The sequence below is a fragment of the Klebsiella sp. FDAARGOS_511 genome (assembly GCF_003812845.1).
GTDB classification, from domain to species: domain Bacteria; phylum Pseudomonadota; class Gammaproteobacteria; order Enterobacterales; family Enterobacteriaceae; genus Klebsiella; species Klebsiella grimontii.
In genome coordinates, this window is record NZ_CP033824.1 from 3,147,923 (window position 1) to 3,163,180 (window position 15,258).

Below are 15,258 nucleotides of genomic sequence, written 5' to 3' on the forward strand. Positions count from 1 at the left end.
TTCCCGTTAGTAAGGAGAGGCTGTATGTATATCGGGATTGATCTGGGCACCTCGGGCGTTAAGGCCATTCTGCTCAACGAGCAGGGCGAGGTCGTGGCTTCGCACACCGAAAAGCTCAACGTGTCGCGTCCGCACCCTTTATGGTCTGAACAAGATCCTGAGCACTGGTGGCTGGCGACGGACCGCGCGATGAAAGCGCTGGGCGCGCAGCACTCTTTGCGCGCGGTTAAAGCGTTGGGCATTGCGGGTCAGATGCACGGCGCGACGCTGCTCGATAAGCAACAGCGCGTCCTGCGCCCGGCGATCTTGTGGAATGATGGCCGCTGCGGCGAGGAGTGTGCGCTGCTGGAGGAGGAAGTCAGCCGTTCGCGACAGATCACCGGTAATCTGATGATGCCGGGATTTACCGCGCCGAAGCTGTTGTGGGTGCAACGTCACGAGCCTGAGATTTTTAGGCAAGTCGATAAGGTTCTGCTGCCAAAAGATTATTTACGTTTGCGTATGACCGGTGAGTTTGCCAGCGATATGTCCGATGCCGCCGGAACGATGTGGATGGACGTGGCGCGCCGCGACTGGAGCGATGAAATGCTCGCCGCCTGTGGGTTGAGCCGCGATAACATGCCAGCGCTTTTCGAAGGATGCGAAGTGACGGGCTCGCTGCGCCCGGCCGTCGCGCAAGCGTGGAATATGCCGGAAGTATTGGTGGTGGCCGGCGGCGGCGACAACGCGGCGGGAGCGGTTGGCGTAGGTATGGCGGATGCGGGCCAGGCGATGCTGTCGCTGGGGACCTCGGGCGTCTACTTTGCCGTCAGCGACGGCTTTCTTAGCAAACCGGAAAGCGCCGTTCACAGCTTCTGCCACGCGTTGCCCGGGCGCTGGCATCTGATGTCGGTCATGCTGAGCGCGGCTTCCTGCCTTGATTGGGCGGCGACATTAACTGGCCTGGGCACGGTTCCGGCGCTGATTGCGGCAGCGGAAGCGGCGAACGACGATGCCGATCCGGTCTGGTTCTTGCCTTATCTCTCGGGTGAACGCACGCCGCACAACAATCCGCAGGCGAAAGGCGTCTTTTTCGGCCTGACTCATCAACACGGTCCGGCGGAGCTGGCGCGGGCGGTGCTGGAGGGAGTCGGTTATGCTCTGGCGGACGGCATGGATGTGGTTCACGCCTGCGGCGTCAAACCGGAGAGCGTCACGCTGATTGGCGGCGGCGCGCGCAGCGCCTACTGGCGGCAAATGCTGGCGGATATAAGCGGCCAGCAGCTTGATTTCCGCACCGGCGGCGATGTCGGACCGGCGCTTGGCGCGGCGCGGCTGGCGCAGCTGGCGCTGCATCGAAATGTCGCGTTTTCCGATCTGCTCCCGCAGCTCCCGCTGGAACAGGCTCATCTTCCGGATGCCGAACGCTTTGCGCGTTACGCACCTCGTAGGGAAACTTTCCGCCAGATTTATCAGCAGCTTTTACCGCTGATGTCCTGAAACATTCGCCCCTTTCACGGGGCGAATTCATCTAATGAATATTTTTAAAATCATCTAGTTATCGAGTGTATTGATATATTCCGAATTTGTCGTTTCAGATGCGAAAAGTGCGGATAATCACGTTCTGGCAGTACACAATGGGGCCTGTCTTATGCCAGGGAGGCCTCATGAAAAATAATATTATTCCTAAGCTATTGATGTCCCTTGGGGCACTGGTTTATCTGCTGGGGATCTGGCGCACCTGTCCGTTATTTAGCGGCAAGGGCTATTTTCTCGGCGTTCTGGTGATGGGCATGTTCGCGATTTTAGCGCATCAACGTACGATGCAGGAGAAGGGGCCAGACGATGGCTTTGCTTCGCTGTGCCGCCTTGTGCTCCTGCTGTCGGTCGGTTTACTGATGGTCGGCGCCTGGTTCGTACCCGCCGGATGGAACGAGAAGATCATCTACGTGGCGGCCTGGTTTGTGTGCTTATACGGCGTTTCCGCGATGCCCCAGAAAGCGCTGGACGCACAGGCTGCGCAGAAAGATTCCTCAGAACGGCCTTAACTGACAAAGCGGCGGACATCAAACCGCTGAACCAGCATTGAGAGCAATAAACTTCCCAGCAGCGCAGCGCTGAATATCCAGACAATATCTAATAACGGCCAGCGGGACAGCGCCAGTCCGCTGGCGCGGAGCGCGTGGATAATCAACGCATGAAAACCGTAAATCCCTAATGAATGGCGTGCAATCAGCGCAATAAGAGGCAACTCACGCGTATTCAGCGTATTTTTTACCAGCGTCAGAAGCGCTATCGCGCAAACAAAAACCGCGGGACCGCAATATAAATACCAGGTATCGCCAAAGTCGCCGCGCCAGCGCAGTTCGTGCAGCGTACCGCGTGATATGACCCATACTCCCGCGATGAAAAGGCCAGCGCTGAGCGCAGTCAGCCATTTTTTATCGCTATTCATCATACCGATTGCCCGGCCTAACACGCCATACATCACATAGTAGAACGTATCCCCGTTGATATAGAGATTGATCGGCAGCCACTCGACTCCTCCCGCTTTCACCGCCACCATATTAGGATTCGCCAAAAGCCCGATGATCGCCATCAGCGCCAGCAGCATCTTGCCGCTAACCGGTTTGACCTGAACCAGCGGTGAAAGCAGGTAAATGACGACGATTGCGAAGAAAAACCACAGATGGTAGAACACCGGTTTTTGCAGCAAATTCTTCAGCGATAGCTCAACGTTGATGTGGGTAAACAGGGTGATATAGAGCAGCGACAGCGCGCTATAAAAGAGGATGCACAGCGCGATGCGCAAAAAGTGCCGGGGCTGGGCGCTGCGCTCGCCGAAAAACAGATAGCCTGAAATCATGAAAAATAGCGGCACGCTGACGCGAGACGCGGAGTTGAGGATATTGGCTACATCCCACGTCAGCAGACTGACGGTGTGCGGGTGCGTGATATACCAGGTGGTGCTATGAATCATGACGACCATCAGGCAGGCAATACCGCGCAAATGGGTAATCCAGTGTATTTTTTCCTGCATCAGTACCTCTGTTTCTCCTTCTCAGACAGGGTCTGACTGCCCTTATCCGCTTGTATCGCAGTGGAATAATCCGAGTTTTTCATCATAGACTTGTCGAGGTGTGGTCCAATTCGCACAATGAGCCGGTTATTTAACGTAACCTGCACGATAACAATTTACTAACAAGGCGGTCGAGAAAAAATGGTGATGAAATATGCGTTTTCTGGACTGCTGCTGTGCATGCTTGCGGGCTGTAGCGCAACGCCGCCTCAGCCAGCGCAGAAGGCGCAAAAAGCGCGGATAACGCCGCAGGCAACACTCAATATGGCGCAGCTGTGCAAGGATAATGCCGCCGTACGTTACAGTACAGGCGTGCGTCAGATTGACGTCAGCCATTTCGAACAGTTCCGGGGGAGCTACGAGCTTTCGGGCAAGACTGCGCGGAATGAACGCTTTATCTGTTCTTTTGACCCGGACGGGCAGTTTTTGCATCTTTCCATGCGCTAGATGCGCCCGCGATGGCGCTTATTTCCGCAATTTTCCCTAAACAATCCCGTTTCATACTGTATATCTCGCAGCCAGCGGGTATACTGGCTCCTTCCTTTAAATCCACACGTATCCAGCACGAAATCATATGCAAAAGTTTGATACCAGGACCTTCCAGGGCCTGATCCTGACCTTACAGGATTACTGGGCTCGCCAGGGCTGCACCATTGTTCAACCACTGGACATGGAAGTCGGCGCAGGCACTTCTCACCCAATGACCTGCTTACGCGCATTGGGCCCAGAGCCGATGGCAACCGCCTACGTGCAGCCTTCCCGCCGTCCGACCGATGGTCGCTACGGTGAAAACCCGAACCGTTTACAGCACTACTATCAGTTCCAGGTGGTGATAAAACCTTCTCCGGATAATATTCAGGAGCTGTACCTTGGGTCTCTGAAAGAGCTGGGTATGGATCCGACCATCCACGACATTCGCTTCGTTGAAGACAACTGGGAAAACCCGACGCTGGGTGCCTGGGGTCTGGGTTGGGAAGTGTGGCTGAATGGTATGGAAGTGACGCAGTTCACCTACTTCCAGCAGGTTGGCGGCCTGGAGTGCAAGCCGGTAACCGGCGAGATCACCTACGGTCTGGAGCGCCTGGCGATGTATATCCAGGGTGTTGACAGCGTTTACGATCTGGTCTGGAGCGATGGCCCGCTGGGTAAAACTACCTACGGCGACGTATTCCATCAGAACGAAGTGGAGCAATCCACCTATAACTTCGAATACGCCGACGTGGATTTCCTGTTCTCCTGCTTCGAGCAGTATGAGAAAGAAGCCCAGCAGCTGCTGGCGCTGGAAAACCCGCTACCGCTGCCTGCTTACGAACGCATTCTGAAAGCCGCCCATAGCTTTAACCTGCTGGACGCGCGTAAAGCCATCTCCGTCACCGAGCGTCAGCGCTATATTCTGCGCATTCGCACCCTGACCAAAGCAGTGGCTGAAGCTTACTATGCTTCCCGTGAAGCCCTTGGCTTCCCGATGTGCAACAAGAATAAATAAGAGGCGGCCATGTCTGAGAAAACTTTCCTGGTGGAAATCGGCACTGAAGAGCTGCCACCAAAAGCCCTGCGCAGCCTGGCTGAATCCTTTGCTGCGAACGTGACCGCGGAGCTGGATAACGCCGGCCTCGCGCACGGTAAAGTTGAATGGTTCGCCGCGCCGCGCCGTCTGGCGCTGAAAGTGGCGAATCTGGCGGCTGCGCAAGCAGACCGTGAAGTCGAAAAACGCGGTCCGGCGATTGCCCAGGCGTTTGACGCCGAAGGTAAACCGAGCAAAGCGGCTGAAGGCTGGGCGCGCGGCTGCGGTATTACCGTCGATCAGGCTGAACGTCTGGCGACCGATAAAGGCGAATGGCTGCTGTATCGTGCCCACGTGAAAGGCGAGAGCACCGAAGCGCTGCTGCCGAACATGATCGCTACCTCGCTGGCGAAGCTGCCGATCCCGAAACTGATGCGCTGGGGCGCGTCTGACGTGCACTTCGTGCGTCCGGTTCACACCGTGACCCTGCTGCTGGGCGACAAAGTGATCCCGGCAACGATTCTGGGCGTACAGTCCGACCGGATTATTCGCGGCCATCGCTTTATGGGCGAGGCGGAGTTCACCATCGATTCTGCCGATCAATACCCAGAAATCCTGCGTGAGCGCGGTAAAGTGATTGCGGATTACGCTGAGCGTAAAGCCAAAATCAAAGCCGATGCCGAAGAAGCGGCGCGCAAAATTGGCGGTAACGCCGATTTGAGCGAAAGCCTGCTGGAAGAAGTCACTTCCCTGGTGGAATGGCCGGTGGTATTGACCGCGAAGTTCGAAGAGAAATTCCTTGCAGTGCCTGCCGAAGCGCTGGTTTATACCATGAAGGGCGACCAGAAGTACTTCCCGGTTTACGACAACGCGGGCAAGCTGCTGCCAAACTTTATCTTCGTGGCCAACATCGAATCGAAAGATCCGACCCAGATTATTTCCGGTAACGAGAAAGTAGTTCGTCCGCGTCTTGCGGATGCGGAGTTCTTCTTCAATACCGACCGCAAAAAGCGTCTGGAAGACAATCTGCCGCGTCTGCAAACCGTACTGTTCCAGCAGCAACTGGGTACGCTGCGCGACAAGACCGATCGCATTCAGGCGCTGGCCGGCTGGATTGCCGGGCAGATTGGCGCAGACGTTAACCACGCGACCCGCGCGGGCCTGCTGTCCAAGTGCGATCTGATGACCAACATGGTCTTCGAATTTACCGATACTCAGGGCGTGATGGGGATGCACTACGCGCGCCATGATGGCGAAGCGGAAGATGTGGCGGTTGCCCTGAATGAGCAATATCAGCCGCGCTTTGCCGGTGACGCCCTGCCGTCAAATCCGGTTGCTTGCGCGCTGGCGATTGCCGACAAGATGGATACTCTCGCGGGTATCTTCGGGATTGGTCAGCACCCTAAAGGCGACAAAGATCCGTTCGCGCTGCGCCGCGCTGCGCTGGGCGTGCTGCGTATCATTGTTGAGAAGAACCTCAATCTGGATCTGCAGACCCTCACCGAAGAAGCGGTGCGCCTGTACGGCGATAAGCTGACGAACGGCAACGTGGTCGATGATGTTATCGACTTCATGCTGGGACGCTTCCGCGCCTGGTATCAGGACGAAGGCTACACCGTCGATACCATTCAGGCGGTACTGGCGCGTCGTCCGACCCGTCCGGCAGACTTCGATGCGCGCATGAAGGCGGTTTCGCACTTCCGTACCCTCGAAGAGTCCTCCGCGCTGGCGGCGGCGAACAAGCGCGTTTCCAATATTCTGGCGAAATCGGACGTTACGCTGAACGATATCGTTCACGCCTCCGTGTTGAAAGAAGCGGCTGAAATCAAACTGGCAGGCAATTTAGTCGTGCTGCGCGATAAGCTGCAGCCGTACTTCGCCGAAGGGCGTTACCAGGATGCGCTGATCGAGCTGGCGTCCCTGCGCGAGCCGGTTGATGAATTCTTCGAGAACGTGATGGTCAACGCCGAAGACCAGAACGTGCGCGTGAACCGTTTGACGCTGTTGTCCAAACTGCGCGATCTGTTCCTGCAGGTAGCGGATATTTCCCTGTTGCAGTAAGCGTATCGCTAATAATAAAAAAACCTGCCTCAGTGCAGGTTTTTTTATGCGTATACTATAAATAAGCGAACCATTAATAATTCTCTGATCAATATTTTTGTTCAATATATAGATTCAAGAAAAATATTTTAGGAATATGCCAGCGCAGTCTGTTCAGATATTTGCGGTAGAATAGTTGTGGGTGTTTGAGACTGTTTTTCTCAGGCGTTCAGCAGGAGACAAATAGAGAAAAGCCCCACCTGATGATAAATCAAAGTGAGGCTCCCCTATGCATCAACACCATAAGAGTAGCCTCTTACCTGTTGGAAATCAACATCGGAGGCGAGGAATGCCGCAAAAGCATCTGTTGTTTGGCTTAATAGTGATTTGCTTCACTATTTTATTATTCACCTGGATGGTTCGTGATTCACTGTGTGAATTACAGGTCAGACAGGGGAATATCAAGCTGGTGACATTCTTAGCCTGTGAAATTAAACGGTAAGAGCATCTGGCGGGGAGAGATTCCCGCCAGACTTACGGCGTTAGGCATTTTCAATGCACCCTGTTTTTTTCATTAATTAATTATTTTGCCTCCTGATACAGGAGGCTTTTTTTTCGCAACCATCGTCTGTTGAAAAAACAGGCTTGAAAAGTATACCGCAGTATGGCTATCCTATGCTCCGACGAATCCCTCGTCTCACCGGAGAGCACGCGCCAAATGAACAAACACGACTGATGAATTTCGCTCCTTGCTTAGCGCTATTTGCGAGCAGGGGAAGTATTGATTTCATTCAGGAGTGCTTATGGCTCATTGTGCCCAATCCCCCTCTTTTCTTTTGCATCAGGTCACCTGTCAATTTGCGACGGGAGATACGCTTTTTGGTCCGCTGAATTTATCGCTGGAAGGCTCCCTCTGCGGGCTTGTCGGGCGCAATGGCGTCGGTAAAACCCGACTGTTGCGTTTACTGGCGGGCCTGGACTCACCGTCGAGCGGCCATATCGAACGTATGGTTTCGGTAAGCTACGTTGCTCAGCAGCATGCGATGACTCCTGATACGACGCTGGCGGAGTGGCTAAGCTTCGAATTCGTTTTTTCTGCTCTGGCGCGTCTTGAGCGAGGCGAAGGGCGAGTTGACGATCTCGAACGTCTTGATGGCTTTTGGGATCTTCCGGATCGTTTGAATGCAGGCTTCCTGGCCGCTGGCTTAGGGGAATTTTCTCCCGGACGGCTCGCCTCTTCGTTGAGCGGCGGGCAAAGAGTGAAGGCGCAGCTCTGCGCAGCATTCTTGTCCGGCGCGGATTTTCTCCTGCTTGATGAGCCCACCAACCATCTCGACAGACAAGGCCGGGCGTGGTTCTATCAGCAGCTTGAGCAATGGCGCGGCGGCGCGCTTATCGCCAGCCATGACCGCGAGCTGCTGGCCCAAACGCCGCGCATCCTCGAGCTGACGTCCGCAGCTTTGCGCAGCTACGGCGGTAACTATGCGGATTATCAGCAGCAGCGTGAGCTGGAGCAGCAGGCGGCTCGCGCCGCGCTGGAGCATGCCGTCATCGAACGGCGGCGTACTCGCGCAAGGATGCACAAAGAGCATGATGCCTGCCTGCGGCGCTCTGCGCAGACGTTGCGTACTATTGATACGCTAAATATCGCTTCATTCGAGCGGGTTGCTTACAAAGGCGCGGCGAAAGAGCGCCCCGGAACCCTTAAGCGCCAGCATCGTGAACAACGTAGCGCGCTTAACGATGCGGTGGTTCAGGCGCGGGAGCGGGTCGAGGAGGACAGCCCGGTGATGTTTACTCTGCCCGGTAGCCAGGTCGCTGCGGGAAAACAGGTGCTGGAGCTGGAAGCGTTGCGGCTGGCGTATGCGCCTATGGCGCCGCTGAACTGGCGCATGGATGGGCCGATGCGTGTGGCGCTGCGGGGCCCCAACGGCTGCGGTAAGACGACGTTGCTTAAAACGCTGCTGGGCCTGGAGTCGCCGCTTTCAGGACGCTGCCGCTTATCGGTAAACGCGGCGTATCTGGACCAGCATCTGACCCAGCTGGATCTGTCATTATCCGCAATGACGCATCTGAATCTCGGCGATACGCCTTTGGAAGAGGGCGTGCTGCGCAGCCAGCTGGCGCAGCTACAGCTGGGGGCGGACAAAGTCCATTTGCCGCTATCGGCCCTTAGCGGAGGAGAACGCCTGAAGGCGGCGCTGGCCTGCGTGCTCTGGCGGAGGGAAGCCACGCAGCTACTGTTGCTGGATGAGCCCACCAATCATCTCGACCTGGCGTCCACCCAGGCGATTGAAAAAGCGCTGGCGCAGTTTCCCGGCGCGATGCTGGTGGTATCGCATGATGACGCCTTTTTACAGGCGCTGAAGCTGACCCACTGCCTGGAATGGCGGGAAGATGGCTGGCGCTTTGAGCGGCGATAAATGCAAAACCGCCATCCCCGGGATGGCGGTTTCTTATCGCACAAATAAAAAAATCCCCGCCGTTTGGCAGGGACTTAAGAATTTTGAGCTTTTTAAGCTTACAGGCTGGTTACGTTGCCAGCTGCCGGGCCTTTAGCGCCGCTTTCGATGGTGAAGGAAACTTTCTGACCTTCGTCCAGAGATTTGTAGCCTTCGTTCTGGATAGCAGAGAAGTGTACGAACACGTCTTTAGAACCATCGTCAGGAGTGATGAAACCAAAACCTTTGTCAGCGTTGAACCATTTTACGATACCAGTCATTTTACCGGACATAGTGAATTACCTTTAAAAAAAATAAATGAGCCTTTCGGCGTTACGGTCTGGACTACAGATTTGAAGCGATAAAGGGAAAGTTCACTACCGGGGTATCAACGGATAACCTTTGAAGGACTGCTCTATTCGAATGCTCTGTGGTCTTTACATCAAACCTGCGAGCATTAACGCATGTTCACGTTGTGATAGCAAACTTTTTTTTCATTGGCATGAAAACGGTCCTTTATCAGGACCGCTAGCCGAAACCAAAAAACGCTAAAATTATGAGTCAATAAGCTGTCTTGAAAGCTGCGGATTCGCCTGTATCAGGCGCATCAGCTTAAGCTCCGTGGGAGAGGGCTTCACGCGTCTCGATTCCCACTCTTGTACCATTGCTACACTGACGCCCATGGCGCTGGCAAAATCATCTATTTTCAGCCCGGTGCCTTTGCGTAGCTGGTCAAATTCAATGCTTGCGGCGGGCTTACGCGTCAGCGAGGCCGCCTGTGCCTGATCTTTAAAAATAATTTGTTCAAGGTTGCTCAGCAGTTCAAATGCAGGATCTTTATATTCCATTGAGAACTCCTCTCTTTCATACGGCGGAGGGTGAATTATGTAGAGCCTCTTAAGAATAGTCGGAAAAAAAAGTCAGGAATGATTACCGTGGTAATTATTTATCACTTGAGGTTCTTTACGTCCGTTTCCAGCGGTATAACGTGCTGAAAAGTAACAAAGAGAGCCGTTAAGAAAATTATTGTAAACAGATAAGAAGAAAATCGGAAAAGGCCAGCGCGCGCCCGCTGGCCGGTGTATTACGCCTTTTGCAGCTTCTTCACATCGCCTTGCGAAGCCGCGGGTTGCCGTTGGCCCAGCTTATATTTGACCAGCAGCGCAATGGCCGACAGGAAGGCCGGAATAGCCAGCAAGGAGAAAATCGTTTCGAAAGAGAGCTGGGCCTGCATCAGGAACGCGCCGCTAAAGGCGCCGAGGATACCGCCAAAGCGGCCAATCCCTAACATCCAGGCCACGCCGGTCGCACGTCCCTGTGTGGGATAGAAACCGGCGGCCAGCGCAGGCATTGATGATTGCGCGCCGTTCATAATGCTGCCGGCGATAAAGACCATTATCCCCATCAGCAGCAGGTTATGGGTCGAGAAACCAACCAGACAAACGAACACGCCGGTCAACAGCCAGCCCACGGCAACCACTTTGTTTGGGTTGAGCTTATCCATCAGCGCGCCGAGGATAAGCACGCCAATACCGCCGCCCAGCGGGAACAGCGCGGTGATAATAGAGGCCTGACTCATCGTCGCGCCGGTTTCGCGGATGAGCAGCGGCAGCCAGCTGGTCAGCAAATAGAAGATCAGCAGGCCCATAAAGTAGGTCAGGCAGAGCATGATGGTGCCGACGGCGTAGCGCGGAGAGAAAATCACGCCGATGGATGATTTCTCTTGTATCTGGCCCGCTTCGCGTAGCTCAAACTCAGCCTGCTCGGGAACCGGCGCGATGCGGCGCAGGATCGCGGCGATACGCTGGGCAGGTTGGCGTTTGACCACCATATAGCGCGCGGATTCCGGCAGAAGAAAGAGCAGCACTACCGCCAGCAGCAGCGGCATCACTCCGCCAAGCACCAGCACGCTTTGCCAGCCGTAGTGGGGGATCATCCAGGCGGAGAGGAAGCCGCCCAGCGAGGAGCCCATCGGAAAGCCGACGAACATCAGGTTGACCATCAGCGCCCTACGCCGCTCGGGGGCGTATTCGCTCATCAGCGTCGCGGCGTTCGGCATGGCGGCGCCCAGCCCAAGGCCGGTGAGAAAACGCAGTAGCGTCAGTTGGTTAAGGCTGGTAGCAAAGGCGGTCAGCAGACTGAAGCCGCCGAAAACCACGATGGACATAATCAGAACTTTTTTCCGCCCAACGCGGTCGGCGAGCGGTCCGGCGGTCAGCGCGCCGACGGCAAGCCCGACTAAGGCGGCGCTCATCACCGGGCCTAACGCCGATTTTTCGACGCCCCATTCCTGCACCAGGTCAGAGGCGATAAAGCCGATTATCGCGGTATCGAATCCGTCCATCGCGACGGTGATAAAACATAAGGCCAGAATCATCCACTGGTATTTCGTGAAGGGATGTTCATTGATAAAAGCCTGAATATCGATGGTTGTGTTCTTCATGCGGCATTCCTGGCAGGCAGAGGGGGGGACAGAGATATACCCGTCATACTTCAAGTTGCCTGTGCGTTGGCTTCGCTCGTTCACCCTAGTCACTTACACCAGTAAGCTCCTGGGGACTCCCTCACTTGCCGCGTCACTCGGCCTAAGGCCTCGCCCCTTACGGGGCCAGCGCAAGCGCTGTTCAAAACGGTTTAACGTTTTGTCCCGCAACTCGAATTATTTTGGGTATAGATTATTGTTATCTCCCTCGCGATCGTTGATGTTGTTTGTGCGATTATCGAACAATACGCCGTTAATCGCTCATTTAATAAAATCATCGAACGGTGGTTCAGGCAATGCGGGAGAAAAGGGAAGCGTGCGATTATCGTCCGCTTTACGGGCAACTCGGGAGTGAGGTTAAAGTAATCGTAGTAAAATCATATTATTAGATAAACTCGCTGCGCGCTGAACGATGGTGGTAATTGTGATGAACTTAACAGAGGCCGCCGCCGCGCGCTAAAACGTCGAAAACCCGGTTTTAAAGGCGGAAGATTGTCAGGAAAAGGTATCCTGCAAGGCCGACCTGGACTATCCTTGTCAGCGTCTGGCACGTGTGTGTCTGTTTGCGCTTTTTTTGGCTGAAAGGAGTAAAAAAATGGCGACAGGAAAGTCCTGCTCTCGCTGGTTTGCGGCTATTGCGGCCCTGTTAATGGTGGTTAGCCTGAGTGGGTGTTTTGATAAAGAAGGCGATCAGCGCAAAGCGTTCATCGACTTCCTGCAAAATACGGCAATGCGTAGCGGCGAACGTCTGCCGACGCTGACCGCCGATCAGAAAAAACAGTTCGGGCCTTTCGTTTCCGATTACGCGGTGATTTACGGCTATTCACAGCAGGTAAGCCAGGCGATGGATGCGGGTTTGCGTCCGGTAGTTGATAGCGTGAACGCGATCCGCGTACCGCAGGATTATGTTACCCAGCGCGAGCCGCTGCGTCAGGCAAATGGCGCTTTGGGCGTACTGAGCCAGCAGCTGGAGAACGCAAAAATACAGGCGGATGCCGCCCACGGCGCGCTGAAACAGGGTGACGATCTCAAGCCGGTCTTCGACCAGGTCTATAATAAAGTCGTGACGGCCCCGGCGAATGCGCTACAGCCGTTAATTCCGGCAGCGCAGGTATTTACCCAGCAGCTGGTGCAGGTGGGTGATTTTATCGCCCAGCAGGAGACTCAGGTCAGCTTCGTGGCGAACGGTATTCAGTTCCCGACTTCGCAGCAGGCCAGTCAGTATAATACGCTGATTGGACCGCTGGCCGCTCAGCATCAAGCTTTTAATCAGGCGTGGACAGCGGCAGTTAACGCGACCCGTTAATGGCTCTGACAACCCGGGCAAGGCTTCACCTTAGCCCGGGTTTTCTTTTTTCACTTCTCACTTCACCTGCGGATTCACGCAGTTCTTCTCAACATTGCCGTTCAGGGCATCAATCAGATTATCCACCGCGCAGGCCGCCATGTTATAGCGGGTTTCATGCGTGGCTGAGCCAATATGCGGCAACGCGACGACATTCGGCATGCTCAGCAGCGGGGAGTCTTTCGCCAGCGGCTCTTGTTCAAAAACGTCCAGCCCGGCAGCATAAATTTCACCTTCCTGCAGCGCGGCAATCAGCGCCTTCTCATCCACTACCGGTCCGCGCCCGGCGTTAATAAAGATGGCGGAGGACTTCATTTTGGCAAACTGCGCTTTGCCGAACAGGTGATGAGTCTCTTCGGTCAGGGGCAGGATCAGACAGACAAAATCCGCTTCCTCCAGCAGGGTATCGAGATCGCAGTAGCGGGCGTTAAAGCGCTCCTCCGCCTGCGGGTGCTGGCGGCGGGCGTTGTAGAGAATGGGCATGCCGAAGCCCGCGTGGGCGCGCTGGGCGAGCGCCATCCCGATACGCCCCATACCGACGATACCGAGGGTTTTATGGTGCACGTCGTTGCCAAACCAGTCCGGGCCGATGCTTTTGGTCCACTCGCCGGCCTTCACGCGGTTAGCCACTTCCACCACCCGACGCGCGGTGCTCAATACCAGCGCCATCACGGTATCGGCGACGGTCTCGGTCAGTACCGTCGGGGTGTGCATCAGCAGTACTTTACGCGCGTTCAGCGCATCGACGTCGAAGTTATCGTAGCCGACGGAAATGGTCGAAGTTGCACGAAGCTTGGGCATTTTCTCCAGTAACGCGGTATCGACTTTTTCGCTGGAACCCAGCAGACCTACCGCCTCAGCAAACGCGGCGGCGTGCTGTGAAACGGTCTCCGGACGCAGGTTTTTCACCTGCGTGACGGTAAAGTGTTGTTCCAGACGCTGTTGCAGGTCGTCGGGAAGCGTTTTGTAGAGAATGACTGACGGCTTCATGCGGTTCTCCGTTGCGTTAAGGTTTCAGGCGTGACGTGCGCCGAGCGGAAGTTTTTGATTATTAGCAGGCTTAACAATCAAAGTAAGCCATACCGAGACGAAAAGCGCCACTCCCATGAAAATGTACGAGGCTGCGGGGCTGCCGGTGGTGCCGTTCAGGTAGCCGACAAACCATGAGCCAAAGAACGAACCCAGCGCGCCCATGCTGTTAATCAGGGCCATGGCGCCCCCGGCGACGTTACGCGGCAGCATCTCGGGAATGATGGCGAAGAACGGCCCGTAGGGGGCGTACATCGCCGCGCCGGCAATCACCAGCAGGGTATAAGAGACCCAGAAATGGTTGGCGCCAACGGCCCAGGAACCAATAAAGGCGAAGGCGGCAATCAGCAGCAGCGGCCAGACGAACAGCTTGCGGTTCTGCATTTTATCGGAGGCCCATGACACCACGATCATCGCGATGGTTGCCGCCAGATAGGGGACGGATGAGAGCCAACCGACCTCGACCATGCCCATATTCTCGCCGCCGCTGCGGATAATTGACGGCAGCCACAGCACGAAACCGTAAACCCCGATGCTCCAGGCGAAATACTGCATGCACAGCAGGACAACGTTGCGCGAGCGGAAGGCTTCGCCGTAGTTGCGCACCGGTTTGATTCCCTGCTGTTCACGCTCCAGCTGCTCCTGCAACGCGGCTTTTTCGCTTTCCGCCAGCCAGTTGACCTGCGAAGGTTTGTCTTTTACCAGCACCCACCAGCAGAAGGCCCAAATTACCGCCGGAACGCCTTCGATAATAAACATTTCCCGCCAGCCGAATGCCTGAATCAGGTAACCGGACACCACCGACATCCACAGCACCGTCACCGGGTTGCCGAGGATCAGGAAGGTATTGGCGCGCGAGCGTTCAGATTTGGTAAACCAGTTGCTGATGTAAATCAGCATCGCCGGCATGACCGCGGCCTCGACGACGCCGAGAATAAAGCGAATCGCCGCCAGCGCGGGAATATTGTGCACCATCCCGGTCAGCGAGGCGCAGGCACCCCACAGGATCAGGCAGATAAAAATGAGTTTGCGTACGCTGCGGCGTTCGGCGTAAATCGCGCCGGGGATCTGAAAGAAGAAGTAGCCAAGGAAGAACAGCGCCCCCAGCAGGGAGGAGATACCTTTGGTGATCCCCAGATCTTCAGTAATACCGGCCGCCGAAGCGAAGCTGAAGTTAGCGCGGTCGAGGTAGGCCAGGCTATACGTGATAAACACGATAGGCATGATGTACCACCAGCGTTTTGTTGCATTCGTCGAACTATTCATAGGTATGCCTCTGTGAGTGAGGTGACGCTCATCATAGAAAAGATCCGTTACGCCGCGCTGCATGTAGGGTACAGAACGGCCTGACGTTGTGCT

The 15,258-nt window shown here is 55.4% G+C and carries 14 protein-coding genes; 8 read left to right on the forward strand and 6 right to left on the reverse strand.

Annotation, left to right across the window (positions count from 1 at the left end):
• The first annotated feature begins 24 nt into the window (after positions 1–24).
• Complete coding sequence (gene xylB / locus EGY08_RS16115; protein WP_004126469.1) at positions 25–1,479, forward strand: xylulokinase; 1,455 nt, start codon at positions 25–27, stop codon at positions 1,477–1,479.
• 167 nt (positions 1,480–1,646) lie between these two features.
• Entirely contained in the window at positions 1,647–2,027 is a 381-nt protein-coding gene (yiaB, locus tag EGY08_RS16120) for an inner membrane protein YiaB (protein WP_004126465.1), read from the forward strand.
• Here the strand turns inward: yiaB and EGY08_RS16125 are convergent.
• Positions 2,024–3,019, reverse strand: coding sequence for an acyltransferase (locus EGY08_RS16125; protein ID WP_004126463.1), 996 nt, complete (start codon positions 3,017–3,019; stop codon positions 2,024–2,026). The genes yiaB and EGY08_RS16125 overlap by 4 nt on opposite strands.
• 180 nt (positions 3,020–3,199) lie before the next feature.
• On the opposite strand from EGY08_RS16125, the gene EGY08_RS16130 reads away from it, so the two are divergent.
• The 5 genes from EGY08_RS16130 to EGY08_RS16150 all read left to right on the forward strand — a co-directional run bounded on the left by EGY08_RS16130 (position 3,200) and on the right by EGY08_RS16150 (position 9,025).
• Positions 3,200–3,505 (forward strand): YsaB family lipoprotein, encoded by a 306-nt coding sequence (locus tag EGY08_RS16130; RefSeq protein ID WP_004126460.1) that lies wholly within the window; start codon positions 3,200–3,202, stop codon positions 3,503–3,505.
• A gap of 127 nt (positions 3,506–3,632) precedes the next feature.
• Positions 3,633–4,544, forward strand: a complete 912-nt coding sequence (gene glyQ / locus EGY08_RS16135) for a glycine--tRNA ligase subunit alpha (RefSeq protein WP_004126458.1) — start codon at positions 3,633–3,635, stop codon at positions 4,542–4,544.
• A gap of 9 nt (positions 4,545–4,553) precedes the next feature.
• On the forward strand, positions 4,554–6,623 hold the full coding sequence (gene glyS / locus EGY08_RS16140; protein WP_024359752.1) for a glycine--tRNA ligase subunit beta: 2,070 nt from the start codon (positions 4,554–4,556) through the stop codon (positions 6,621–6,623).
• Positions 6,624–6,951: 328 nt separating this feature from the next.
• On the forward strand, positions 6,952–7,104 hold the full coding sequence (gene hokA, locus EGY08_RS16145) for a type I toxin-antitoxin system toxin HokA (RefSeq protein ID WP_004126452.1): 153 nt from the start codon (positions 6,952–6,954) through the stop codon (positions 7,102–7,104).
• Positions 7,105–7,405: 301 nt separating this feature from the next.
• Positions 7,406–9,025, forward strand: a complete 1,620-nt coding sequence (locus EGY08_RS16150) for an ATP-binding cassette domain-containing protein (protein WP_123828670.1) — start codon at positions 7,406–7,408, stop codon at positions 9,023–9,025.
• A gap of 98 nt (positions 9,026–9,123) precedes the next feature.
• On the opposite strand, the gene cspA is transcribed toward EGY08_RS16150, so the two are convergent.
• The 3 genes from cspA to EGY08_RS16165 all read right to left on the reverse strand — a co-directional run bounded on the left by cspA (position 9,124) and on the right by EGY08_RS16165 (position 11,486).
• Positions 9,124–9,336 (reverse strand): RNA chaperone/antiterminator CspA, encoded by a 213-nt coding sequence (gene cspA, locus EGY08_RS16155; RefSeq protein WP_004126446.1) that lies wholly within the window; start codon positions 9,334–9,336, stop codon positions 9,124–9,126.
• Between the two features lie 261 nt (positions 9,337–9,597).
• A complete protein-coding gene (locus EGY08_RS16160; RefSeq protein WP_004126445.1) occupies positions 9,598–9,891 on the reverse strand; it encodes an HTH-type transcriptional regulator in 294 nt (97 codons plus the stop codon).
• 236 nt (positions 9,892–10,127) lie between these two features.
• Positions 10,128–11,486 carry an MFS transporter gene (locus EGY08_RS16165; RefSeq protein ID WP_004126444.1) on the reverse strand — a complete coding sequence of 453 codons (1,359 nt, stop codon included), beginning with the start codon at positions 11,484–11,486 and terminating at the stop codon, positions 10,128–10,130.
• Positions 11,487–12,120: 634 nt separating this feature from the next.
• On the opposite strand from EGY08_RS16165, the gene EGY08_RS16170 reads away from it, so the two are divergent.
• Entirely contained in the window at positions 12,121–12,831 is a 711-nt protein-coding gene (locus tag EGY08_RS16170) for a DUF3053 domain-containing protein (RefSeq protein ID WP_004126443.1), read from the forward strand.
• Positions 12,832–12,888: 57 nt separating this feature from the next.
• On the opposite strand, the gene ghrB is transcribed toward EGY08_RS16170, so the two are convergent.
• A complete protein-coding gene (ghrB, locus tag EGY08_RS16175) occupies positions 12,889–13,860 on the reverse strand; it encodes a glyoxylate/hydroxypyruvate reductase GhrB (RefSeq protein ID WP_004126442.1) in 972 nt (323 codons plus the stop codon).
• Positions 13,861–13,884: 24 nt separating this feature from the next.
• Positions 13,885–15,165, reverse strand: coding sequence for an MFS transporter (locus EGY08_RS16180; protein WP_004855346.1), 1,281 nt, complete (start codon positions 15,163–15,165; stop codon positions 13,885–13,887).
• Positions 15,166–15,258 lie beyond the last annotated feature (93 nt).